Source organism: Streptomyces olivochromogenes (assembly GCF_021538895.1).
In the GTDB taxonomy this organism is placed as follows: Bacteria; Actinomycetota; Actinomycetes; order Streptomycetales; family Streptomycetaceae; genus Streptomyces; species Streptomyces olivochromogenes_A.
In genome coordinates this window covers 13,550-35,004 of the sequence record NZ_JADDRL010000067.1, presented here as the reverse complement: position 1 = coordinate 35,004, position 21,455 = coordinate 13,550, and the positions used below count along the sequence as shown (strand labels likewise).

21 protein-coding genes are annotated in these 21,455 nt (G+C 72.8%); 10 read left to right on the top strand and 11 right to left on the bottom strand.

Annotation, left to right across the window (positions count from 1 at the left end; genetic code table 11):
- Nucleotides 1-73: 73 nt before the first annotated feature.
- Complete coding sequence (locus IPZ69_RS29370; RefSeq protein WP_235457625.1) at nt 74-1,249, top strand: 4-hydroxybenzoate 3-monooxygenase; 1,176 nt, start codon at nt 74-76, stop codon at nt 1,247-1,249.
- 214 nt (nt 1,250-1,463) lie between these two features.
- Nucleotides 1,464-2,348: a Bax inhibitor-1/YccA family protein gene (locus IPZ69_RS29365; RefSeq protein WP_235457624.1), complete on the top strand. Its 885-nt coding sequence runs from the start codon at nt 1,464-1,466 to the stop codon at nt 2,346-2,348.
- Nucleotides 2,349-2,425: 77 nt separating this feature from the next.
- Here IPZ69_RS29365 and IPZ69_RS29360 read toward each other — a convergent pair whose 3' ends face one another.
- A complete protein-coding gene (locus tag IPZ69_RS29360) occupies nt 2,426-2,656 on the bottom strand; it encodes a DUF4287 domain-containing protein (protein ID WP_235457622.1) in 231 nt (76 codons plus the stop codon).
- Nucleotides 2,657-2,754: 98 nt separating this feature from the next.
- On the opposite strand from IPZ69_RS29360, the gene IPZ69_RS29355 reads away from it, so the two are divergent.
- Nucleotides 2,755-3,066, top strand: coding sequence for a hypothetical protein (locus IPZ69_RS29355; RefSeq protein ID WP_235457621.1), 312 nt, complete (start codon nt 2,755-2,757; stop codon nt 3,064-3,066).
- 42 nt (nt 3,067-3,108) lie between these two features.
- On the opposite strand, the gene IPZ69_RS29350 is transcribed toward IPZ69_RS29355, so the two are convergent.
- The 3 genes from IPZ69_RS29350 to IPZ69_RS29340 form a co-directional block, all read right to left on the bottom strand.
- Nucleotides 3,109-3,891, bottom strand: coding sequence for a hypothetical protein (locus IPZ69_RS29350; protein ID WP_235457642.1), 783 nt, complete (start codon nt 3,889-3,891; stop codon nt 3,109-3,111).
- A gap of 293 nt (nt 3,892-4,184) precedes the next feature.
- Nucleotides 4,185-5,405: an acetyl-CoA C-acetyltransferase gene (locus IPZ69_RS29345; protein WP_235457619.1), complete on the bottom strand. Its 1,221-nt coding sequence runs from the start codon at nt 5,403-5,405 to the stop codon at nt 4,185-4,187.
- A gap of 134 nt (nt 5,406-5,539) precedes the next feature.
- Complete coding sequence (locus IPZ69_RS29340; protein WP_235457618.1) at nt 5,540-6,571, bottom strand: SGNH/GDSL hydrolase family protein; 1,032 nt, start codon at nt 6,569-6,571, stop codon at nt 5,540-5,542.
- A gap of 160 nt (nt 6,572-6,731) precedes the next feature.
- On the opposite strand from IPZ69_RS29340, the gene IPZ69_RS29335 reads away from it, so the two are divergent.
- Entirely contained in the window at nt 6,732-8,123 is a 1,392-nt protein-coding gene (locus IPZ69_RS29335) for a cystathionine beta-synthase (RefSeq protein WP_235457617.1), read from the top strand.
- A 381-nt stretch (nt 8,124-8,504) separates the two neighbouring features.
- On the opposite strand, the gene IPZ69_RS29330 is transcribed toward IPZ69_RS29335, so the two are convergent.
- Both IPZ69_RS29330 and IPZ69_RS29325 read right to left on the bottom strand, forming a co-directional pair.
- Nucleotides 8,505-8,939: a hypothetical protein gene (locus tag IPZ69_RS29330; RefSeq protein WP_235457616.1), complete on the bottom strand. Its 435-nt coding sequence runs from the start codon at nt 8,937-8,939 to the stop codon at nt 8,505-8,507.
- A 66-nt stretch (nt 8,940-9,005) separates the two neighbouring features.
- Entirely contained in the window at nt 9,006-9,620 is a 615-nt protein-coding gene (locus IPZ69_RS29325) for a carbonic anhydrase (protein WP_235457615.1), read from the bottom strand.
- 179 nt (nt 9,621-9,799) lie between these two features.
- Between IPZ69_RS29325 and IPZ69_RS29320 the strand changes: the two genes are divergently transcribed.
- From IPZ69_RS29320 to IPZ69_RS29310, 3 genes are all read left to right on the top strand, one after another.
- Complete coding sequence (locus IPZ69_RS29320) at nt 9,800-11,308, top strand: aromatic amino acid ammonia-lyase (RefSeq protein WP_235457614.1); 1,509 nt, start codon at nt 9,800-9,802, stop codon at nt 11,306-11,308.
- Complete coding sequence (locus IPZ69_RS29315; protein WP_235457613.1) at nt 11,305-12,165, top strand: MurR/RpiR family transcriptional regulator; 861 nt, start codon at nt 11,305-11,307, stop codon at nt 12,163-12,165. The genes IPZ69_RS29320 and IPZ69_RS29315 overlap by 4 nt, the downstream gene beginning before the upstream one ends.
- 160 nt (nt 12,166-12,325) lie before the next feature.
- Nucleotides 12,326-12,880 (top strand): hypothetical protein, encoded by a 555-nt coding sequence (locus IPZ69_RS29310; protein WP_235457641.1) that lies wholly within the window; start codon nt 12,326-12,328, stop codon nt 12,878-12,880.
- Nucleotides 12,881-13,004: 124 nt separating this feature from the next.
- Here the strand turns inward: IPZ69_RS29310 and IPZ69_RS29305 are convergent, their stop codons facing one another.
- The 5 genes from IPZ69_RS29305 to IPZ69_RS29285 form a co-directional block, all read right to left on the bottom strand.
- Nucleotides 13,005-13,379 carry a hypothetical protein gene (locus IPZ69_RS29305; RefSeq protein WP_235457612.1) on the bottom strand — a complete coding sequence of 125 codons (375 nt, stop codon included), beginning with the start codon at nt 13,377-13,379 and terminating at the stop codon, nt 13,005-13,007.
- 30 nt (nt 13,380-13,409) lie between these two features.
- Entirely contained in the window at nt 13,410-13,904 is a 495-nt protein-coding gene (locus IPZ69_RS29300) for a roadblock/LC7 domain-containing protein (protein WP_235457611.1), read from the bottom strand.
- 31 nt (nt 13,905-13,935) lie between these two features.
- Nucleotides 13,936-14,742, bottom strand: coding sequence for a transcriptional regulator (locus IPZ69_RS29295; protein ID WP_235457610.1), 807 nt, complete (start codon nt 14,740-14,742; stop codon nt 13,936-13,938).
- Nucleotides 14,739-15,125 (bottom strand): hypothetical protein, encoded by a 387-nt coding sequence (locus IPZ69_RS29290; protein ID WP_235457609.1) that lies wholly within the window; start codon nt 15,123-15,125, stop codon nt 14,739-14,741. The genes IPZ69_RS29295 and IPZ69_RS29290 overlap by 4 nt, the downstream gene beginning before the upstream one ends.
- Nucleotides 15,126-15,296: 171 nt before the next feature.
- Complete coding sequence (locus tag IPZ69_RS29285; protein WP_235457640.1) at nt 15,297-16,613, bottom strand: diaminopimelate decarboxylase; 1,317 nt, start codon at nt 16,611-16,613, stop codon at nt 15,297-15,299.
- Between the two features lie 552 nt (nt 16,614-17,165).
- On the opposite strand from IPZ69_RS29285, the gene hutU reads away from it, so the two are divergent.
- From hutU to IPZ69_RS29270, 3 genes are read left to right on the top strand one after another with little or no spacing between them, the layout of a single operon-like run.
- A complete protein-coding gene (gene hutU, locus IPZ69_RS29280) occupies nt 17,166-18,830 on the top strand; it encodes a urocanate hydratase (protein WP_235457607.1) in 1,665 nt (554 codons plus the stop codon).
- Nucleotides 18,827-20,044 carry an allantoate amidohydrolase gene (locus IPZ69_RS29275; protein WP_235457606.1) on the top strand — a complete coding sequence of 406 codons (1,218 nt, stop codon included), beginning with the start codon at nt 18,827-18,829 and terminating at the stop codon, nt 20,042-20,044. The genes hutU and IPZ69_RS29275 overlap by 4 nt, the downstream gene beginning before the upstream one ends.
- Nucleotides 20,041-21,402, top strand: coding sequence for a formimidoylglutamate deiminase (locus tag IPZ69_RS29270; protein ID WP_235457605.1), 1,362 nt, complete (start codon nt 20,041-20,043; stop codon nt 21,400-21,402). The genes IPZ69_RS29275 and IPZ69_RS29270 overlap by 4 nt, the downstream gene beginning before the upstream one ends.
- Nucleotides 21,403-21,455 lie beyond the last annotated feature (53 nt).

Below are 21,455 nucleotides of genomic sequence, written 5' to 3'. Positions count from 1 at the left end.
TTGGAAGTGGGTGAAGAAAACTTCACTATACGAACGAACAGCGAGCGACAGTCACTCCGGGAGGACACGACCGATGCGTACCACCGTCGGCATCATCGGGGCCGGCCCCGCCGGGCTCCTTCTCGCGCGGCTGCTGCGCGGCGCGGGTATCGACTCGGTCGTCCTGGAGAGCCGCGACCGCGCCCATGTCGAGCACCGGCAGCGGGCCGGGATCCTGGAGCAGGGCACGGTGGACGTGCTGCGTGCCGCCGGGGCGGGGGAGCGGATGGACCGGGAGGGACTGCGGCACGACGGGATCGAGCTGCGGTTCGCCCGGCGACGGCACCGCGTCGACTTCCCGGGTCTCACCGGCGGGCGGTCGGTGATGGTCTACGCCCAGACCGAGGTGTGCCGGGACCTCATCGCCCTGCGGACGAAGGAGGGCGGCCCGCTGCTGTTCGAGGCGGAGGCGCTGGCCGTCGAGGGCGCCGACACGGACGCCCCGCGCGTCCGCTTCCGGCACGCGGGGCGCGAGGACGTGCTGGAGTGCTCCTACGTCGCCGGGTGCGACGGGTTCTGGGGGGTGGCCCGGAAGGCCGTACCCGCTTCCCTCTCCCGGGTGTTCGAGCGGACGTACCCCTACGCCTGGCTCGGCATCCTCGCCGACGTCGCCCCCTCGCACGACGAGCTCGTCTACGCCCGCCACGACCGCGGCTTCGCCCTCCTGTCGATGCGGTCCCCGTCCGTCTCCCGCCTCTACCTCCAGGTGCCCGCCGGCACGGAGGCTGGGGAGTGGAGCGACGAGGACGTCTGGGGCGAGCTGGAGCGGCGCTTCGAGACCACCGACGGGTGGCGGCTGGAGCGTGGGCCGATCACCCAGAAGTCGGTCACGCCGATGCGCTCGTACGTCCACGAGCCCATGCGGTACGGCCGCCTCTTCCTCGCCGGGGACGCCGCCCACATCGTGCCGCCGACCGGCGCCAAGGGACTCAACCTGGCCGTCGGTGACGTCGTCACCCTCGCCCGGGCGCTGGCCCACGAGAAGGAGACCGGCTCGCCGGAGCTCCTGGACGCGTACTCCGAGACCTGTCTGCGCCGCGTCTGGCAGGCCGAGCGGTTCTCCTACGACATGACGACCCTCCTGCACCGCGCTCCGGACGCCACCGCCTTCGACGACCGGCTCCAGCTGGCCCGGCTGGAAAGGATCGCCTCCTCGCGCGCGGCCGGGACCGACCTGGCCGAGGCCTACACCGGCTTCCCGGTCGGCTGACCGGCGGTCCGTGCGGCCGGCCGGTATCCGGCCGGTTCCGGGCAGGTAGCGGGTTGGTCATGGAGTGGTGCCCTCCATGGCCGGGAATCACGCGTCCGCGTAGCGTGTTGGCCAGCACGTCATGGGAAAGATCCTCCCCAGGTATTAGGGTCGATCCTTTGCCAACCTATTACTCTTGAGCCAAGGCCACTAAGGGTGGCCATGGAGGAGTGCAATGAGGAGCAGCAACCCGGTCTTCTCGCGACGGGGGTTCAGCCGCGACAACGGCTACGCGGGCTTCAACGCCGCGCCGCAGGCCGGGTACGCACAGGGCAACCCCTACGCCCAGGGCAACCCGCACGCCCAGGGCGGCAACCCCTACGCGAGCAACCCGTACGCACAGCAGGACCAGCAGTACGGCGCCCCGCCGCAGGCCCCGGTCACCACCGGCCGGATGACGATGGACGACGTCGTCATGCGCTCGGCCATGACGCTCGGTACGGTCGCCGTCGGCGCCGCACTCGCCTGGGCGCTGCTGCCGGTGTCGACCACCAGCTACGGCCTGGCGTTCGTCTCGGCCATCATCGCGATGGTCCTGGCGCTCGTGCAGAGCTTCAAGCGCACGGCGTCGCCCGCGCTGATCCTGGGATACGCCGCCTTCGAGGGCGTCTTCCTCGGCGTGATCAGCGAGATGTACAACAGCCAGTGGAGCGGCGCCCCGTTCCAGGCGGTGCTCGGCACCATGGCGGTCTCGGCCGCGACCCTGCTGGTCTACAAGGCCGGCTGGATCCGCGTCACCGCTCGCTACGCCCGCATCGGTATGGCCATCGCGATCGCGTTCGTGCTGGTCACGGCGGTCAACCTGCTGCTGGTCGCGTTCGGCGTGGCCAGTGACGGCGGTCTGCGCAGCTTCGGTCCGCTCGGCGCGATCGTCGGCATCATCGCGATCCTGATCGGCGCGTTCTTCCTGACCCTCGACTTCAAGCAGATCGAGGACGGCATCGCCTACGGCGCCCCGCGCGAGGAGGCCTGGCTGGCCGCGTTCGGCCTCACCCTGACCCTCGTGTGGATCTACGTGGAGATGCTGCGGCTGGTGGCGATCTTCAGCAACAACGACTAGCACGACGCCGCGGCCGACGCCGCGCGAAAGGGCCCCGGGATCCTCCCGGGGCCCTTCGTCGTTCCGGTGGTGCGCGCCTAGAGCAGCTTGCGCGCGGCCCTCCTCAGGTCGAATTCGTGAACGATTGCCTTGGCGTGGCCGTACGCGAGGTTGTGCTCGTGGCGAAGCCAGCTGACCTTCTCCTCGAAGCGGAAGAGAGCGGGTCCATCTTCCATGGTGCGAAGCCAGTCGGAGACTTCACGACCGGTGCAGTGGGGGATGCGGGCGAGCATATTGCGATGGGTCTCTTCGGAGAAGACTTGGGACATCGGCGCCTCCGGACGCATTCGAAGCCGGTCCTTCACGTCACCGTGCCTGAGCGTTGGCGTATTGGCAACAGTCCCGCCGCGACGCGTAGTCTCGCGACGTGGTTGACACGACACCTCTGACCCGAGCTGTGGAGCACTTCGCGGACCGTCTGCGAGCCGCACCGCAGAGCCGGCTGCAGCGCAGCGCGGCCGCCGAAGCGCTGGACCTGGCCAGGGAGTTGGCACGCCGTGCCCAACGGATCGAGGACCCCTCGGGGGAGCCTCATGAGATGCCCGACGCCGGGATGTTCGCGGTGGCCGACCAGATCACCGTCGCCGGACACGACTTGGCACTCGTGCTGAAAACCGACGCCGAGGTCGAGGAGGCGGTGGTACTGGTCGAGGAGGCACAGAAACGCGCCGGGGTCTGAGACCTCCGGCGCGCGTGTGCGGTGCCTGGGTACGACCCGCGTCTACAGGGACGCGATGACCCGGTCCGCCAGGATGTACACGTTCTCCTCGCCGCACGCGAACGTCAGCGTGTACGCCCCCGAGATGCCCGAACCACCGAGCAGATACGGGGTCTGGCCCGCGCGCAGGGCCGCCGCCAGCCGCTCCGCGGTCTCGCGGTGGCCCGGCGTCATGCACAGGGTCGTGCCGTCGGCGAAGACGTAGACGTCGAGGGTGCCCAGCGGGCCGGGGCGGACGTCGGTCAGTTCGACGCCGGCGTCGGCCAGCTGCTCCAGCGTGCTGACCGTGCGCTCGTGGTCGTTCCCGGCCGGCGACTGCACCGGTACGAAGTCGGGGTGCGAGGGGTGACGGCGGCGGGCCGCGGCCAGCTCCGGGGAGTCCCCGGGGAACTCGTCGGCCTCCGCGCTCGACTCGGTCACCGGCTCCAGCGGCTCCAGGCCGACGAAGTCGGACTGGCGGGGCAGGAACGGTTCGCTGTCCGGCAGGCCGAGCAGCGAGGGCGCGTCGGAGGTGTCACGCGCCTCCTGGGCCGCCCAGAACGCGCGGGCCTCGGCCAGCTCCCGCTCCCGCTCCTCGGCGAGCGCCTCGGCCACCGCGGCCCGTATCTCCTCGGTGTCCGCCGTGGTGCGCGCGGCGGGCAGCAGGGCACGCGTCGCGGCCGCCTGGCTCTCGGCGAGCTGGGTGTGCAGCTCAGCGACCTGGCGCCGCAGCAGCAGGACGGTGCGCAGGACGGCGACGCCCACGGCGCCCGTGGCGACCGTGGTGAGCAGCAGGGCGATCGGCATGGCGCTCACTGACGTTCTCCCGGTTCAAAGTCGACCCCCGACTTCCTACATCAGCTTGAAGGGCGGACTAACCAGCTGTCAGTGCGTAACGTCACGAACCGGGCAGGACTTTGGGCCTGGTATTTAGCCGCGAAACCGCTCTGACCTGCATGTATCCCTTCGGGAAGGGAGATAGGTCACATCCTGGGGGAGATTGGATCACAAATCGGCCCGGAGTTCGGATGTTCCCCGAACTCCGGGCCAGAGGGTCACGGTGGGTCCCTCGGTGGTTGCTTACGGGTAATGCGTGGGGGTCAGCTGAGGCGCTCGATGACCATCGCCATGCCCTGGCCGCCGCCGACGCACATCGTCTCCAGGCCGAACTGCTTGTCGTGCCACTGGAGGGAGTTGATGAGCGTGCCGGTGATCCGGGCGCCGGTCATGCCGAAGGGGTGGCCGACCGCGATGGCACCGCCGTTGACGTTCAGCTTGTCGATGTCGATGCCGAGGTCGCGGTAGGAGGGGATCACCTGGGCGGCGAAGGCCTCGTTGATCTCGACCAGGTCGATGTCGTCGATGGTCAGGCCGGCGCGGCGCAGGGCCTGCTGAGAGGCCTCGACCGGGCCGAGGCCCATGATCTCGGGGGACAGGCCGGAGACGCCGGTGGACACGATGCGGGCGAGCGGGGTCAGGCCGAGCTCGCGGGCCTTGGTGTCGCTCATGATGACGACCGCGGCGGCGCCGTCGTTCAGCGGGCAGCAGTTGGCGGCGGTGACCAGGCCGTCGGGGCGGAAGACCGGCTTGAGGCCGGCGACGCCCTCCAGGGTGACGCCCGCGCGCGGGCCGTCGTCCTTGGAGACGACGGTGCCGTCCGGGAGGGTCACCGGGGTGATCTCGCGCTCCCAGAAGCCGTTCTTGATGGCTTCCTCGGCGAGGTTCTGCGAGCGGACGCCGAACTCGTCCATGTCCTGGCGGGTGACGCCCTTCCAGCGGGCGAGGTTCTCGGCGGTCTGCCCCATCGCTATGTAGGCGTCCGGGACGAGCCCGTCCTCGCGCGGGTCGTGCCAGGTGGTGCCCTCCTGCTGCGCCACGGCGGCGGTGCGGGCCTCGGCCTCGGCGAAGAGGGGGTTGTGCGTGTCCGGCAGGCCGTCGGAGCTGCCCTTGACGAACCGGGAGACCGTCTCGACACCGGCCGAGATGAAGACGTCGCCCTCGCCGGCCTTGATGGCGTGCAGCGCCATGCGGCTGGTCTGCAGGGACGAGGAGCAGTACCGGGTGATCGTGCAGCCGGGGAGGTGGTCCATGCCCATCTGCACGGCGACGATCCGGCCGAGGTTGTGGCCCTGCTCGCCGCCGGGCAGGCCGCAGCCGAGCATCAGGTCGTCGATGTCCCGCGGGTCCAGCTCGGGGACCTTGGCGAGGGCCGCCTGGATGATCGTGGCGGTGAGGTCGTCGGGGCGCAGGTCCTTGAGGGAGCCCTTGCCGGCGCGGCCGATGGGGGAGCGGGCGGTCGAGACGATGACGGCTTCGGGCATCACGGCTCCATGGGCGTACGTACTCAACGGTACGGGGATGGGCAGGGCTGCTTGGGAAGTTACCCGTACGTACCTTGTCGGTCACCGGTGTCGCGATGTGACACTGGCCGCAATTTTCTAAGCGCTTGCTTTTCTCACGAGGGCTGCGTCGACGGCTCGGTCGTCGGCTCCGGCTCGGTCACCCGCCGCCTGCGCCGCCGCTTCAGCAGCGCCCAGGGCCCGCGCGGACCCGTGGGCATGGCCGCCGTGACCTCCGTACCGGCCTCCGCCGCGGCCTCGGCGGCGGCACGCGCGACCGGCAGGAAGCCCTCGCGCCGCGAGACGTCCGGCCGCTCCTCGTCCGCGGGCCACAGCCCCAGCGCCGCGCACACCGTCGGCAGCAGCGCCATCGAGGCCGTCGCGTACCCCTCGGCGGAGGGGTGGTAGTTGTCGGGGCCGAACAGCTCCCGCGGGTTCGCCGCGAACTCGGGGCCCAGCAGGTCGCCGAGCGACACCGTGCGGCCCCCCTGCTCGATCACCCCGATCGTCTGGGCCGCCGCCAGCTGCCGCGAGGCCCTGCGGGCCAGCCAGCGCAGCGGCTGCTGCACCAGCTCGATGGTGCCCAGGTCGGGGCAGGTGCCCACCACCACCTCCGCGCCGGCGGTGCGCAGCCGTCGTACCGCGGCCGACAGATGGCGCACCGAGCGCGTCGGGGGCATCCGGTGGGTGACGTCATTGGCGCCGACCATGATCACGCAGACGTCCGGGGCGGGGAACGGACTGGCCAGGACCAGGGCGACCTGGCGGTCCAGTTCGTCGGACTGCGCCCCGGGAAGCGCCACGTTGCGCAGGTCCACCGGGCGCTCGGCCACCGCCGACAGGCCCGACGCCAGCAGCGCGCCCGGCGTCTGGCCCGCCCGGTGCACGCCCTGCCCCGCCGCCGTGGAGTCACCCAGCAGAGTCATGCGCAGGGGCGGTTCGCCCGGGACGGAGTAGGAGAGGCCGTACAGGCCTTCCGCCGTGGGGACGTGGTTGTCCGTGCCGTTGCCCACATGGCGCTTGGCCATCTGGACCTCGGCCAGCACCAGCCCCACGGCGGCCGCACCGACCAGCCCGACCCCGCCGCCGCCGTACGCCGCACCGGCCGCGATACGCCGGGCCACCCTCGCCCTGGACATGTTCGTCATGCGTCGCCGCCACCTCCTCGTTGCCGTACAACCACTCCTTGCCCCGTACAGCCCGTCGGCCAATCTCAACGGGGAGTGAACGCCCGCCGCGCGACACCCGAGGGCCGTAGGCTGGCGGAACCACTGAGACCACATTTTTTGCAAGCAACCGGAGACAACGGTGCGATTCCACGACTCGATGATCAGCCTCGTCGGCAACACCCCGCTGCTGAGGCTCAACAGCGTGACCAAGGGCATCCAGGCCACCGTCCTGGCCAAGGTGGAGTACTTCAACCCGGGCGGCTCCGTGAAGGACCGCATCGCCCTGCGCATGATCGAGGCCGCCGAGGAGAGCGGGGAGCTGAAGCCGGGCGGCACGATCGTCGAGCCGACCAGCGGCAACACGGGCGTCGGGCTCGCCATCGTGGCCCAGCAGAAGGGCTACAAGTGCATCTTCGTGTGCCCGGACAAGGTGAGCACGGACAAGATCAACGTGCTGCGGGCCTACGGCGCCGAGGTCGTCGTGTGCCCCACCGCCGTGGCCCCCGAGCACCCGGACTCGTACTACAACGTGTCGGACCGGCTGGTGCGTGAGACGCCCGGCGCCTGGAAGCCCGACCAGTACTCCAACCCCAACAACCCTCTTTCGCACTATCACTCGACCGGCCCCGAGCTGTGGGAGCAGACGGAGGGGAAGATCACCCACTTCGTGGCGGGCGTCGGCACCGGCGGCACCATCTCCGGCACCGGCCGCTACCTGAAGGAGGCCAGCGACGGCAAGGTCCAGGTCGTCGGCGCGGACCCGGAGGGCTCCGTGTACTCCGGCGGCTCCGGTCGGCCGTACCTGGTCGAGGGCGTCGGTGAGGACTTCTGGCCGACCGCCTACGACCGCACCGTCGCCGACGAGATCGTCGCCGTGTCCGACAAGGACTCCTTCCAGATGACCCGCCGCCTGGCCAAGGAGGAGGGGCTCCTGGTGGGCGGCTCCTGCGGCATGGCCGTGGTCGCGGCGCTGCGGGTCGCCGAGCGGCTCGGTCCCGACGACGTCGTGGTCGTCCTGCTCCCCGACAGCGGGCGCGGTTACCTCAGCAAGATCTTCAACGACGAGTGGATGGCCGACTACGGCTTCCTGGAGGACGAGGGCTCCAGCGCCCGCGTCGCCGACGTCCTCAACCACAAGGAGGGCGGCCACATCCCCTCCCTCGTGCACATGCACCCCGAGGAGACCGTCGGCCAGGCGATCGAGGTGCTGCGCGAGTACGGCGTCTCGCAGATGCCGGTCGTGAAGCCGGGCGCCGGTCACCCGGACGTGATGGCCGCCGAGGTCGTCGGCTCGGTCGTGGAGCGGGAGCTGCTCGACGCCCTGTTCAACAAGCGGGCCTCGCTGGAGGACCCGCTGGAGAAGCACATGTGCGCCCCGCTGCCCCAGGTCGGCTCCGGCGAGCCGGTCGGCGACCTGATGAACGTGCTCGGCACGGCGGACGCGGCGATCGTCCTCGTCGAGGGCAAGCCGACCGGTGTGGTCAGCCGGCAGGACCTGCTGGCCTTCCTGGCCAAGGGTGGAAAGGCGTAGCGAACCTGCGGTGAACGGCCCGTGGCGGAGGGAAACTTGCGGTTTCCTGTCCAGGTGGTGGACTTCGCGGAAGTGGTACGAGCGTGTCACGTGCGCGCAGCACACGCTTAACACGGGTCCGGCACATTAGGGGGTGTCGGCAGGGCGGGAGCGGCTCCCCGCCCCGGCCGGCGCCGAACGGCGCCTAGGACCTCCGGAGCGGCTCCCGGACCTCCATGGACGCCACGGACGCGCAGCCCGGCCCTGACCCGGCCCGCGTCCCTCGCGGGGACCGCCGTCGTCCCGCCCCCCGGCAACGGGGGTGCGGCGGTCCCCGCGCACATCTCTTTCAACGCACGGGGTTCGACGACCCGTCGGCCGGTCGGCACCCGTGACGGACCGTCACTCCTCCCAGTCACTGTCCTGGGAGGACCCGCGGCGGCGGCGGAAGAGGCCGGGAGTGGTGCGCGCGGCCTGGACCGCGTTGACGCCGACGATGCCGCCCCAGGCGACGAGCAGTCCGGGCAGATGGCCGATGCCGCCGCCGATCGCGGACAGCGGGATCGCCAGCACCAGCGAGATGATGCCGAAGCCGAACCGCTCGCCCCAGGTGTCGGTGGCCTTCGGGGACCGGGCGCCACGGGCGACCTGCATCTGCTGCTCGGCGAGTTGCCTGCGCAGCCGGCGCTCGACCGCGCCGTCGATGCGCTGGTCGACCTTCTCCAGGAACGAGTCGACCAGGGCGGACTCGTACTCCTCGCCCAGTTCCCGGCGCGCCTGCAGCGTGGCGTCGAGTTCCTTCTTCAGGTCGGCGTCCCGCGCTTCGATTCCCGTCATACGGGCCAGGTTAGGCAGCCGGGCCGCCCGTCGCACTGGGGCTAACCCCCCTGTCCGCGCGGAGGTTCAGGGCAGCAGGGAGACGAGTCCGGTGTCGAGGTCGAAGCGGGCGGCGGCGATGTGCGCCGGCGCGAACGCCGGGTCCGCGCGGATGGCGTCGCGGACCCAGGCCGTGTGCGCCCGCATCGCGTGCTCGGCCCAGTCGCCGGGGGCCGCGCGGGTCCGGCGGGCGGCGGGTGCGATCTCGGCGACCAGCAGTTCGAGGTGGCCCGGCACGCGCGCCCCGGTGCGCAGGTGGTCCAGGGTCGCGGCGACCGCCCCGCACCGCTCGTGCCCGAGCACCAGCACCAGTGGGATGCCCAGCTCCTGGACGCCGTACTGGACGGAGCCGAGCACCGCCTCGTCGAGGACCTCGCCGGCCGTCCGGATGCACAGCAGGTCCCCGAGCCCCTGGTCGAAGACCAGCTCCGGCGGCACGCGCGAGTCGACGCAGCCGACGATCACCGCGAACGGATCCTGCCCGGGGGCCAGCGTGCGGCGTCGCCCGCCGTCCTGGTGAGGGTGCCGGGGGCGGGGCACGTCGGGTGGGAGCGGACGGGGCGCGTCGGCCGCCGCCGAGGGGGCGGCGGCCAGCGCGCCGACGGCGGTGGCCGTCAGAAAGGCCCTGCGGTTCCAGGCCATGCGGCTTCCTAGGGTGTCGTGCTGGGTGCGCTACTTCACCGTAAGCATCCGAACGGTCACCCTGTGTGTCCCTCTAATAACGCTTGGCTCTTGCCCGGCTGTATATCGTCATGCAGAGTTCTTGGTGAGTGAATAGCTCGTCAAAGGGCGAGGTCTGGATCGAGGGGAGCTGGGGTGTGATGGCGTCGCGCACGATGGACGCACCCGGATCCGTGCGGTCCGGACCCGTGGTCCTCGACGGGAGGGGCCTCGGCGTCGAGGACGTCGTACGCCTCGCCGACGCGACCGCCCGCCCGGTTCCGGCGGGCGACGCACTGCGCCGGGTGGAGGAGTCCTGGACCGCCGCCCTGCGGATAGCGGCCGGCGGACGGGTGTACGGCCGCTCCACCGGCGTGGGTGCCAACCGCACCGAGGACGTGCCCACCGAGGCCGCCGCCGGACACGGTCTGCGCCTGCTGCGCAGCCACGCCGGCGCCATCGGCGAGGCGCTCCCGGCCCGCCAGGTGCGGGCGATGCTCGCCGTGCGCGCCAACCAACTGCTCGCCGGCGGCGCCGGACTGCGGCCCGGCGTGGTCACGGCCCTGTGCGAGGCGCTGGAGTCGGGCGCGTACCCGGTGGTCAACGAGTTCGGCTCGGTCGGCACCGGCGACATCGCGGCCCTGGCGCAGCTGGGACTCGCGCTGGCGGGGGAGCACCCGTGGTGCGGGCCGGGCGCCCCCGCCGCCCAGTTGCTGGACAACAACGACGCCCTCGCCCTCATCAGCAGCAACGCGCTCACCCTCGGCCAGTCCGCGCTCGCCCTGCACGAGCTGCGCGGGCTCATCGGAGCCACGCAGGTCGTGGCGGCGCTGTCCCTGCTGGCCGTCGACGGCTCGCACGAGGCGTACGCCGCCCCCGTGCACGCCGCCCGCCCGCACCGGGGCAGCGTCGACGTGGCCCGCCGGATGCGGGAGCTGATCGGCGCGGCGGACCGGCCGGCGCCGCCGCTCGGCCGCATCCAGGACCCGTACGGCTTCCGCTGCCTGCCGCAGATCCACGGCCCCGCCCAGGACGCGGCGGACGCCCTGGAGCAGGTGCTCACGGTCGAGATCAACGCGGCCTCGGAGAACCCGCTCATCTCCCCCGAGGATCTGGCCGCCTACCACCACGGCGGCTTCTACCAGGCCCAACTCGCCCTCGCCCTGGACCACTTCAGGCTGGCCGTGACCCAGGTGGCCCGCCTGTCCACGTCCCGCCTGTCCACCCTCAACGAGCCCGCCTACACCCGCCTGCGCCCCTTCCTCGCCGACCAGGAGCCCGCCTCCTCCGGCGTGATGATCCTGGAGTACGCCGCCGGAGCCGCCCTCGGCGATCTGCGCGCCTTCTCCGCGCCCGCCTCCCTCGGGCACGCTGTACTCTCCCGGGGCGTCGAGGAACAGGCCAGCTTCGCCTCGCTCGCCGCCCGGCAGACGCTGCGTGCCTGCGGTGCGTACCGTCTGGTGGTCGGCTGCGAACTCGTCGCCGCCGTACGGGCGCTGCGCCAGCGCGACCTGAAGCCCGACCCGGAGCTTCCGGTGGGGCGTGCGCTGGCCCTCGCCGAGTCGGTGCTCGACGAGGACCCGGCCGACCGGCCGCTCACGGACGACGTGACGGCGGCGGCCCGACTGCTGGACCGGTTCACGGTCATCTGGAGGGGGAGCACGTCATGAGTGTGGACAGGAGCACGGGTGTGGCGGACAGTCCGGCCACCCGGCTGCAGACGCTCTTCGAGGGGCACCGGCTCACGCCGACCCAGCGGCGCATCGCGCACAGCATGGTGCGGCGCGCCGCCGACGTGCCGTTCCTGTCCAGCGTGGAGCTGGCCGAACTGGCCGGGGTCAGCCAGCCGTCCGTGACCCGCTTCGCCGTCGCCCTCGGCTTCGACGGCTACCCGGCCCTGCGCCGGCACCTGCGCGAGGTCGTGCCCGCCGAACCGGCGCCGGGCTCGGGGTCGTACAACGAGTACCAGCAGGCCGTCGAGGCCGAGATCGAGAACCTGCGGCATCTGGCCCAGATGCTGGCCGATCCGCGCCCCGTGCAGGAGGCCGGCCGGCTGCTCGCCGCCTCCCGCCCGCTGCCCGTGCTCGGGCTGCGCGCCGCGGCCTCCCAGGCGTACGGCTTCGCGTACTTCGCCGGCAAGGTCCACCCGGACGTCCGGCTGCTGGACGAGGGCGGCACGATGATCCACGACCGCATCGACGGCGCCGTCCGCGCGGGCGCCTCCGCGCTGCTGTGCTTCGCGCTGCCGCGGCATCCGCGCGAGGTCGTCGACACCCTCTCCTACGCCAAGGAGGCGGGGCTGGCCGTGGTCACGGTCGCCGACTCGGCGTTCGCACCGGTCGCCAAGCACTCCGACCTGCTGCTGCCCGCCGCCGTCGGCACCGGACTCGCCTTCGACACGGCGTGCGCGCCGATGCTGCTGGGGCGGGTGCTGCTGGAGGCCATGTGCGACGACCTGCCCGAGGCGCAGGTACGGCTGGAGGAGTTCGACGCGCGGGCGGCGGCCCGGGGGCTGTTCGTGGAGTGACGCGCGTCTCTCAGAGTCGTCTCACCTTGGCTCGTTAGCCTGCCCGCCCGACGGGAACTGTGCCGCGAGGACGAGGAGGCGGAACGTGGCGCGCGGAGTACGTGAAGAGCGCCGGGAGCGCGGAGGACGCGGCGTACGCGGAGGACAGGCCCTGGCCCGGGTGGCCGTCGTCGTACGGGCCGGGGCGGCGCCCTTGTGGTGGTGCGGGGTGTTCGCGGCGGGCATCGGCGCGGCGGGGCCGGGGGTGACCGGGCGCCGGATCGGCATGTTGGCCGGGGCCGCCCTGTTCCTCGTCGGCGCCGCGGTCGTGGCGCTCACACGCCGACGGCGCTACACCGCCCTCGCCGAGGGCGCGTCCCGCGCGGGCAAGCACGACCTGCTCCAGGACCGCGCGGTGACCGTGCGCAACTGGCGCCGGGGCCACCGGTGGTGGCTGCTGTTCGCCTTCGCCGTCGCGCTGGGCAGCTCCTTCGTGGTGCCCGCGGCCGGCGGCATGCTGCTCGCCGGGACGGGCACCGGGCTGTGGCTGAAGGCGGCCTGGCTCGGCCGACGCGAACGGGCCGGGGAGCAGTTGCTGCGGCTGCGCGTCGACTGGCTCGACCGGCGTGGCGGGAGCCCGGCCGGCAAGGCCGCCAAGGGCTACCGCGGCACGGGCATCGCCGCGGGCGACGCGGCCCCGGGCGGGACCCGCCGCCGCACCGCCGCACTCGTCTGACCGCGGTCCCGGCCCGCGAGCGGCCTCGGACGTGGAGGGGCCTCGGACGTGGAGGGGCCTCGGACGTCGGGGACTCGGACGTCGGGGACTCGGACGCCCGAGGGAACTCGGCCTTCGAGCGGCCTCAGACCTCGAGTACCTCCTCGATCCTCTTCAGCTGGTGGCGGGCCATCGCCAGGTTGGCGCGGGCCTGGTCGAGGACCAGGTAGAGGAACAGCCCGTTGCCGCCACGGCCCTTGAGCAGCCGGATCAGGTGGTACTGGTTGGACAGGGTGATCAGGATGTCCTCGATCTCGCCCTTCAGGCCGAGGTGCTCCATGGTGCGCATCTTGGCCCGGATCACGTCGGTGTTTCCGGCGGCGGCCACGTTCAGGTCGAAGCTCTTGCCGCCGCCCATCGTGCCCAGCGCCATGCCGCTGGTGTAGTCGACGAGCGCGACGCCCGTGGCTCCCTCGATGGAGGTGAGGGCCTCTTTCAGCGCGGTTTCGGTGTTGGCCATGACGGTGCTCCCTCGTTCTGTGTGATTCGACTAGTCGGTAGTGGTTCGCGGTTCGGTGACCGCGCTGGTGCGTGGTGTGCGGGTGGTTCTGGTGCGGGCGGTGGACCGGGCCTCCGTCCGGGCGGACCGCTTGGCCGCCGCGGCCTCGGCGGCGTCGACCAGCTGCCCGATCCGGGCGCCCGCCCGGCGGCCCTCCAGGTGCAGCCGGCCGACGTTGACCCGGTCCTCGGCGAGCAGGGTCAGTACGGCGGTCTCGCCGGCCGCGTAGGTGGCGACGTAGCCGTCCGCGCCCCGGACCAGCAGCTCCCGGAAGCCGCCCTGGTCGGTGGCGTCCGACATCCGGCGGGCGACCCCGAGCGCGGCCGCAGTGAGCGCCGAGAGCCCCTCCGGGTCGACACCGGGCGTGTCGTGGGCGATGACGAGACCGTCGACGCCGGCCGCCAGGGTGCCGGTGAGCTGGGGGACGCGGCTGCGCAGCCGGCGCAGTTCGTCCAGGACGGCGTCGATCTCGGGCTCGGCCGCCATCAGGTGTCTCCTCTCGGCGGGTCGTTGGCGTTCAAAGGGCCTCCAGCGCATCTCTGAGCCTCTTCAGCAGCGCGATGTCGGGGTCGGTGACCTGGGGCAGGGGTGGGGGTGACGGTCCGGGCGCCGTGCCCGGTGCGACGAGTCCGGCCGCCGCCAGCCGCCGCACGTCCACCAGCGTCTGGAACGTCCGTCTGCCCAGCTCCCGTGCGATGTCCGGTGCCGCCCGCACGCCGTCCACCAGCTCCAGGACCGCGCGCTGGCGGGACGTGACCGGCGGGGCGGCGACGGGGTCGGCCCGGATCAGCGGCGCGCTGTCGGTGGCCGGGTCCGGCCAGATGCGGTGCAGCAGCTCGCGGCGGCGCACGGTCTCCCGCTCCAGGGCGGTGACCGGGACCGGACGCAGGGGCGCCGGGCCGGGTGCGATGCCGTAGCGGAAGCGGCCCGGGGTGCTGCTCGGGGCCAGCGCGAAGTACCCCGCGTCGAACAGCGCGCCCAGGTGGCACAGCTCCAGCACGCCCGTGGTCAGCCGGCCGGCGTCCAGCAGCAGCCGGGCGGCGCCGGGCAGGCTGTCGGTCCGGCGCCCCGCCTGCTGCCAGTCCGCCGTGCCGAGCGGGCCGTGGGCCGTCAGGAGCAGGTCGAGACCGGGGGCGAGACGGCTCTCGGCGTGCACCACGTGACCGTCGGACAGGTGCAGCGTGCCGTGCTCGCGGATGAGGACACCGGTGGCGCGCTCGTCGGCGAGCCGGCTCAGCATCGGCGACAGGGCCCCTTGGGTCCGCCCCTGCCCGCCCTCCTTGCCCCGCACCGGCAGCGGTGGTGGGGTGCCGACCATGGTCATGCCAGCACCAGCCGATCCGCCATCTCCCCGAGCCGGATCCGGGCGAGGGCGAGGTTGCCCTCGTCGCGGGCCAGCCACAGATGCAGGAACACGGTGCTGTCGAAGGACGTGACCACGAACCGCAGCAGGTGGTAGCTGTCCCGGTTGCTGACGATCAGGTCCTCGACCGGGGGCCGTTCGCCGTCCGGCTCGGCCGCGAACGCCCCGTGCTCGGCGGCCAGCCGGGCCAGCTCGGCGGCCTCGGCCGCGGTCGTCTCGTGGTCGCCGCCGGGGGCTTCCCCGACGGTGCCCAGCGCCAGCCCGCTCGTCCAGTCCACCAGTGCGGCGCCCCTGGCGCCGGGCACGCGCATGGCTTCGAGCAGACACTCGTCGATTCCGGGCACCGCGGTTCCCCTCCCACCTGGGACTCCGGCTGAGTGACTGTGAGGCTACGCACCGTGTGCGGGGGGAGTGAGCCTTCCAGCATTTCCCGGTGGAACTTGCCGTCGGCGTACTAAGGTGGGTCAACTTGCCTTGATTTCAGGCACGTTCATCGCGGGCGCGACGGGAGTGCGTCAGCGGTTTTCTGGTGTGCTCAGGGTGGTGAGGGCCGATGCGTGCGCCCCTCCGGCCTCGGCCACGATCTCGTCCAGGGTCTGCGGTTCGCGCACCGTCGCGAAGGCCGTGCCCCCGGCACCGTCCGGCGCGAAGCCGTAGATCCCGGGCCGGGCGAGGGAGTTGTAGGCGTAGTGGTGGGCGAAGTAGTACGCGCCCGTGTCCAGCGCCGCCGCGTAGTCGCCCTGGTCCAGACGCGGCAGCGCCCGCGCCTCGGCCAGCAGGTCGCCCGCGAAGCAGGCCGGGCCCGCGACGTCCTGGACCACCTCGGTCCCGGACTTGGGCCGCCCCTTCGCGTCGTACGCCACGATCCTGAGCGGCCAGGCGGCGGGCACGTACACCGTCCGCGTCGCCACCTGCACGCCCGCGTGGGTCACCGCGACCCGCCGCCCGCCGGCGCTCTTGGCGTACTCCACCCGTGCCACCACGGTCCCGTGCTTGGCCAACAGGGACCGCCCGAACTCGGTCACCAGCCCGTACCGCCCGTCGAACAGCCCCGGCACGGCCTCCCGCAACAGCCGCGCGTAGCGCGCGTACGTCGGCGTCGTCGCGTCCGAGGCGAAGTTCACCGGCAGCCCGCCGCCGATGTCCAGGGTGTCGATCTGCCGCCGTCCGGCCCGCGCGTTGATCTCCTCGGCGAGCGCGTACGTCTCCGCCGCCCCGCGCGCCATCAGCGGCAGCGGGATGCCCTGCGAGCCGGTGTGCGCGTGCAGCCGGGTCAGCCACGGCCGGTCCAGATACGCCCGTACGACCCACTCGCGGGCCCCCTCGTCGCGCAGCGCCACCCCGAACTTCGAGGTCGCCGTCGCCGTCGAGGTCGATTCGATGGAACCGCCGCCGAGCTGCGGATTGACCCGGATCCCGAGCGGGGAGCGGCTGGGCGCCGACCGCATCAGGGCGTCGATGCGCTCCAGCTCCTGCGGGTTGTCCGCGTTGACGGCGATCCCCAGCACCAGCGCCTCGCGCAGTTCGGCCGGGGTCTTGGCGGGCGAGTCCAGGACGGTGCGGGCCGGCGGCACCCCGGCCGCCCGGGCCAGCGCCAGCTCGCCGGGGCTGGCCACCTCCGCGCCGATGCCCTCCGCGTCGAGCAGCCGCAGCACCGGCACCAGCGGGGTCGCCTTCACCGCGAAGGCGTGCAGCACCGGCGTCCCCGGCGCCAGCACCGCGTCGAAGGCCGCCCGCAGCGACGCCGCCGACTCCCGGATACCGGCCACGTCCAGCAGCCCGACCACGGGCGCCGCGGGCCCGAGCAGCCCCCGCTCCACCGCGGCCCGCACGGCCGCGTCGCGCCGCGCGACCCGCTCCCCGTCGCCCCCGTACTCGCCCGCACCGCCGCCCGCGCCGCGCCCGCCGGCGCCGTCGCTCCCGCGCCTGCCCGTGCCGCCGTCGCCCCCGTGCCTGCCCGCGCCGTCGCTTCCACGCCTGCCCGCACCGCCGTCGCCAGCCGCGTAGCCGCCCGCGCCGCGCCCGCCCGTGCCGCCGTGCCCGCCCGCACCGCCGCCCGCACCGTGCTCGCTCGCGCCGTCGCCGCCGTGCCCGCCCATGCCGCCGTCACCCCCATGGCCGGCCGCGCCGCCTCCGTGCCCGCCCGTGCCGTCGCCGCCGCCGTGGCCCCCGTACCCGGCCGCGCCGCCCGCGTCCCCGTACCTGCCCGTGCCGCCGTCCACAGCGCCCCCCGTGCTGTCGTCTGCCGTGCCCATGCATCCAGCCAAACACTCGCGACGCGCCCACGCTGGCGCGCCGATGTATTGACTAGTTCTATTCAGAGCGCGAGGATGTGAATAGCCGCAGTAAAAATCCACTGGGAGCAATCCGCTAGGAGGCAGACCATGTCAGGACCCCGCCCCGTACGAGCGCCGCGCGGTACGGAACTGAGCGCCCTGGGATGGCAGCAGGAGGCCGCCCTTCGGATGCTCCAGAACAACCTGGACCCCGAGGTCGCCGAGCACCCCGACAAGCTCGTCGTCTACGGCGGTACCGGCAAGGCCGCCCGTGACTGGCGCTCCTTCGACGCCATGGTCCGCACGCTGCGCACCCTCAAGCAGGACGAGACCATGCTGGTCCAGTCCGGCCGCCCGGTCGGCGTCATGCAGACCCACGAGTGGGCCCCGCGTGTCCTGATCGCCAACTCCAACCTGGTCGGCGACTGGGCCAACTGGGAGGAGTTCCGCCGTCTGGAGGCCCTCGGCCTGACCATGTACGGCCAGATGACCGCCGGGTCCTGGATCTACATCGGCACCCAGGGCATCCTCCAGGGCACCTACGAGACCTTCTCCGCCGTCGCCGCGAAGAAGTTCAACGGCACCCTGGCCGGCACCATCACCCTGACCGCCGGCCTCGGCGGCATGGGCGGTGCCCAGCCGCTCGCCGTCACCATGAACGACGGCGTCGCGATCTGCATCGACTGCGACCCGCGGGCCATCGAGCGCCGCATCGAGCACCGCTACCTGGACGTGAAGGCCGACTCCCTGGAGCACGCCCTCCAGCTCGCCGTCGAGGCCCGCGACGCCCGCCGTCCGCTCTCCATCGGACTGCTCGGCAACGCCGCCGAACTGCTGCCGCGCATGCTCGCCGAGGGCGCCCCGATCGACATCGTCACCGACCAGACCTCGGCCCACGACCCGCTGTCGTACCTGCCGCTGGGTGTGGAGTTCGAGGACATGGCCGCCGCCGCGGCCAAGGACCCGGCCGGCTTCACCACCCGCGCCCGTGAGTCGATGGCCAAGCACGTCGAGGCGATGGTCGGCTTCATGGACGCCGGCGCCGAGGTCTTCGACTACGGCAACTCCATCCGCGGCGAGGCCCAGCTGGCCGGCTACGACCGCGCGTTCGCCTTCCCCGGCTTCGTCCCCGCCTACATCCGCCCGCTGTTCTGCGAGGGCAAGGGCCCCTTCCGCTGGGCCGCCCTGTCCGGCGAGGCCTCGGACATCGCCAAGACCGACAAGGCGATCCTGGAGCTCTTCCCGGAGAACGAGTCCCTGCACCGCTGGATCAAGATGGCCGGCGAGCGCGTCCACTTCCAGGGCCTGCCCGCCCGTATCTGCTGGCTCGGCTACGGCGAGCGCGACAAGGCCGGCGAGCGCTTCAACGACATGGTGGCCTCCGGCGAGCTGGCGGCCCCGCTGGCGATCGGCCGCGACCACCTCGACTGCGGCTCCGTCGCCTCCCCGTACCGCGAGACCGAGGCCATGCTCGACGGCTCCGACGCCATCGCCGACTGGCCGCTGCTCAACGCCATGGTCAACGTGGCCTCCGGCGCCTCCTGGGTTTCCATCCATCACGGCGGCGGCGTCGGCATGGGCCGTTCCATCCACGCCGGCCAGGTCTCGGTGGCCGACGGCACGAAGCTGGCCGGCGAGAAGATCCGCCGTGTCCTCACCAACGACCCGGGCATGGGCGTCATCCGGCACGTGGACGCCGGGTACGACATCGCGGAGTCGGTCGCGCAGGAGCGGGGCGTGCGCGTGCCGATGCGTGAAGGTGACGACGCGTGACCTTCCACAGCATGTGGGCGGAGCTGCTGCCGGTCGGCCGCAGCTCCGCCTCCGGCGGCTACCGGCGCTACGCCTGGACCGGTGCCGACGCCGACTGCCGTGCCTGGTTCAAGGAGCAGGCCGAGGCGCGCGGGCTGACCTACGAGGTCGACCGGAACGGCAACCAGTGGGCCTGGCTCGGTGACCCCGCCGCGGGGGACGCCGTCGTCACCGGGTCGCACCTCGACTCCGTACCGGACGGTGGAGCCTTCGACGGGCCCCTCGGGGTCGTGTCCTCCTTCGCCGCCCTCGACGAACTGCGCGACAGGGGAGCGCGGTTCGCCAAGCCCCTCGCCATCACCAACTTCGGCGACGAGGAGGGCGCCCGGTTCGGGCTCGCCTGCGTCGGCTCACGGCTGACCGCCGGGCAGCTCACCGTCGAGCAGGCGCACCGCCTGACCGACGGCGAGGGCGTCACCCTGCCCAGGGCGATGGAGGCCGCCGGGTACGACCCCGAGGCCATCGGACCGGACCCCGAGCGGCTCGCCCGCATCGGCGCCTTCGTCGAACTGCACGTCGAGCAGGGCCGGGCCCTGGACCTGTCCGGCGACCGGGTCGGCATCGCCAGCGCCATCTGGCCGCACGGCCGCTGGCGGTTCGACTTCCGGGGCGAGGCCAACCACGCCGGCACGACCCGGCTGGTGGACCGGCGCGACCCGATGCTGTCGTACGCCGAGACCGTGCTCGCCGCCCGCCGCGAGGCCGAACTCGCCGGCGCCGTCGCCACCTTCGGCAAGATCTCCGTCGAGCCGAACGGCGTCAACGCGATCCCCTCGCTGGTGCGCGGCTGGCTCGACTCCCGCGCCGCCGACCAGGAGACCCTGGACACCGTGGTCACGGGGGTGGAGAAGGCCGCGCGGGAGTACGCCGCCGCGCACGGCGTCGACCTCGACGTCGCCCGTGAGTCCTTCACGCCCGTCGTCGAGTTCGACCACGCCCTGCGCGACGAACTGGCCCGCATCCTCGGCCAGGACACGGAGCTGACGGTGCCCGTCCTGGGTACCGGCGCCGGACACGACGCCGGAATCCTCTCCGGCAGCATTCCGACCGCCATGCTGTTCGTGCGCAACCCCACCGGCGTCTCGCACTCCCCGGCCGAGTTCGCCGCCGAGGACGACTGCCTGGCCGGGGTGACCGCGCTCGCCGACGTACTGGAAGGGCTGGCCTGCAGGTGACCACACGGACCTATTGGCTGGAGCATGCCTGGCTCGACACCCACGTCGAGCCGGGCGTGGCCCTCACTGTGTCGATCAGCGGCTCCGCCGCGGGCACGGACGGCCGGATCACCGCCGTCCGCACCGACGTGCCCACCCCGCCCCCGGGCGCCGAGATCCTGCGCGGACTGACCCTGCCCGGGCTCGCCAACGCCCACAGCCACGCCTTCCACCGGGCGCTGCGCGGCACCGTCCAGGTCGGCTCCGGGACCTTCTGGACCTGGCGCGAGGTGATGTACTCCTTCGCCGACCAGCTGACCCCGGAGACCTACCACGCCCTCGCGCGCGCCGTGTACGCCGAGATGGCGCTGGCGGGCGTCACCTCGGTCGGCGAGTTCCACTACGTGCACCACGCGCCCGGCGGCACCCCGTACAACGACCCGAACGCCATGGGCGAGGCGCTCGTCGCGGCGGCCGCCGAGGCCGGCATCCGCATCACCCTCCTCGACACCGCCTACCTCTCCTCCGGCTTCGGGCAGCCGCCCAACGCCCACCAGCTCCGTTTCTCCGACGGCAGCGCGGAGGCCTGGGCCGAACGCTGTTCAGTTCTCAAGGAACGCGATCACGCACGGATCGGGGCGGCGATCCACTCCGTACGGGCCGTGCCCGCGGACCAGTTGGCGACGGTGGCCCGGTGGGCCGAGGAGCGGCGGGCCCCGCTCCATGTGCACCTGTCCGAGCAGACCGCCGAGAACGACGCCTGCCTCCGGGCGCACGGCCGCACGCCCACCCGGCTGCTCGCCGACCACGGCGTCCTCGGGCCGCGCACCACCGGCGTGCACAACACCCATCTCACCGACGAGGACATCGCCCTCATCGGCGGCTCGGGCACCGGCACCTGTATGTGCCCGACGACGGAACGCGACCTGGCGGACGGCATCGGCCCCGCCGTCGCCCTGCAGCGGGCCGGTTCGCCCCTCTCCCTCGGCTCCGACAGCCACGCCGTCATCGACCTGCTCGAAGAGGCCCGCGCGATGGAGCTGAACGAGCGGCTGCGCACCCGCACCCGGGGCCACTGGACCGCCGCGGCACTGCTGCGCGCGGCCTCGGCCGACGGTCACGCGGCCCTGGGCTGGGACGAGGCCGGCACCATCGAGCCCGGCGCGCTCGCCGACCTGACGACGATCGCGCTCGACTCGGTCAGGACCGCCGGGCCACTGCCCAGGCTCGGCGCCGAGACCGCCGTATTCGCCGGGACGGCAGCGGACGTACGGCACACGATCGTGGGAGGGCGGCACGTCGTGCGCGACGGCGCGCACACGCTCGTCCCCGACGTCCCGCAGGCACTGGCGGCAGCGGTCGACGCGCTGCGCGGCTGACCCCGAACCCCCCACCCACACCGGCCACCGACAAGGACGCCAAGGACCCCAAG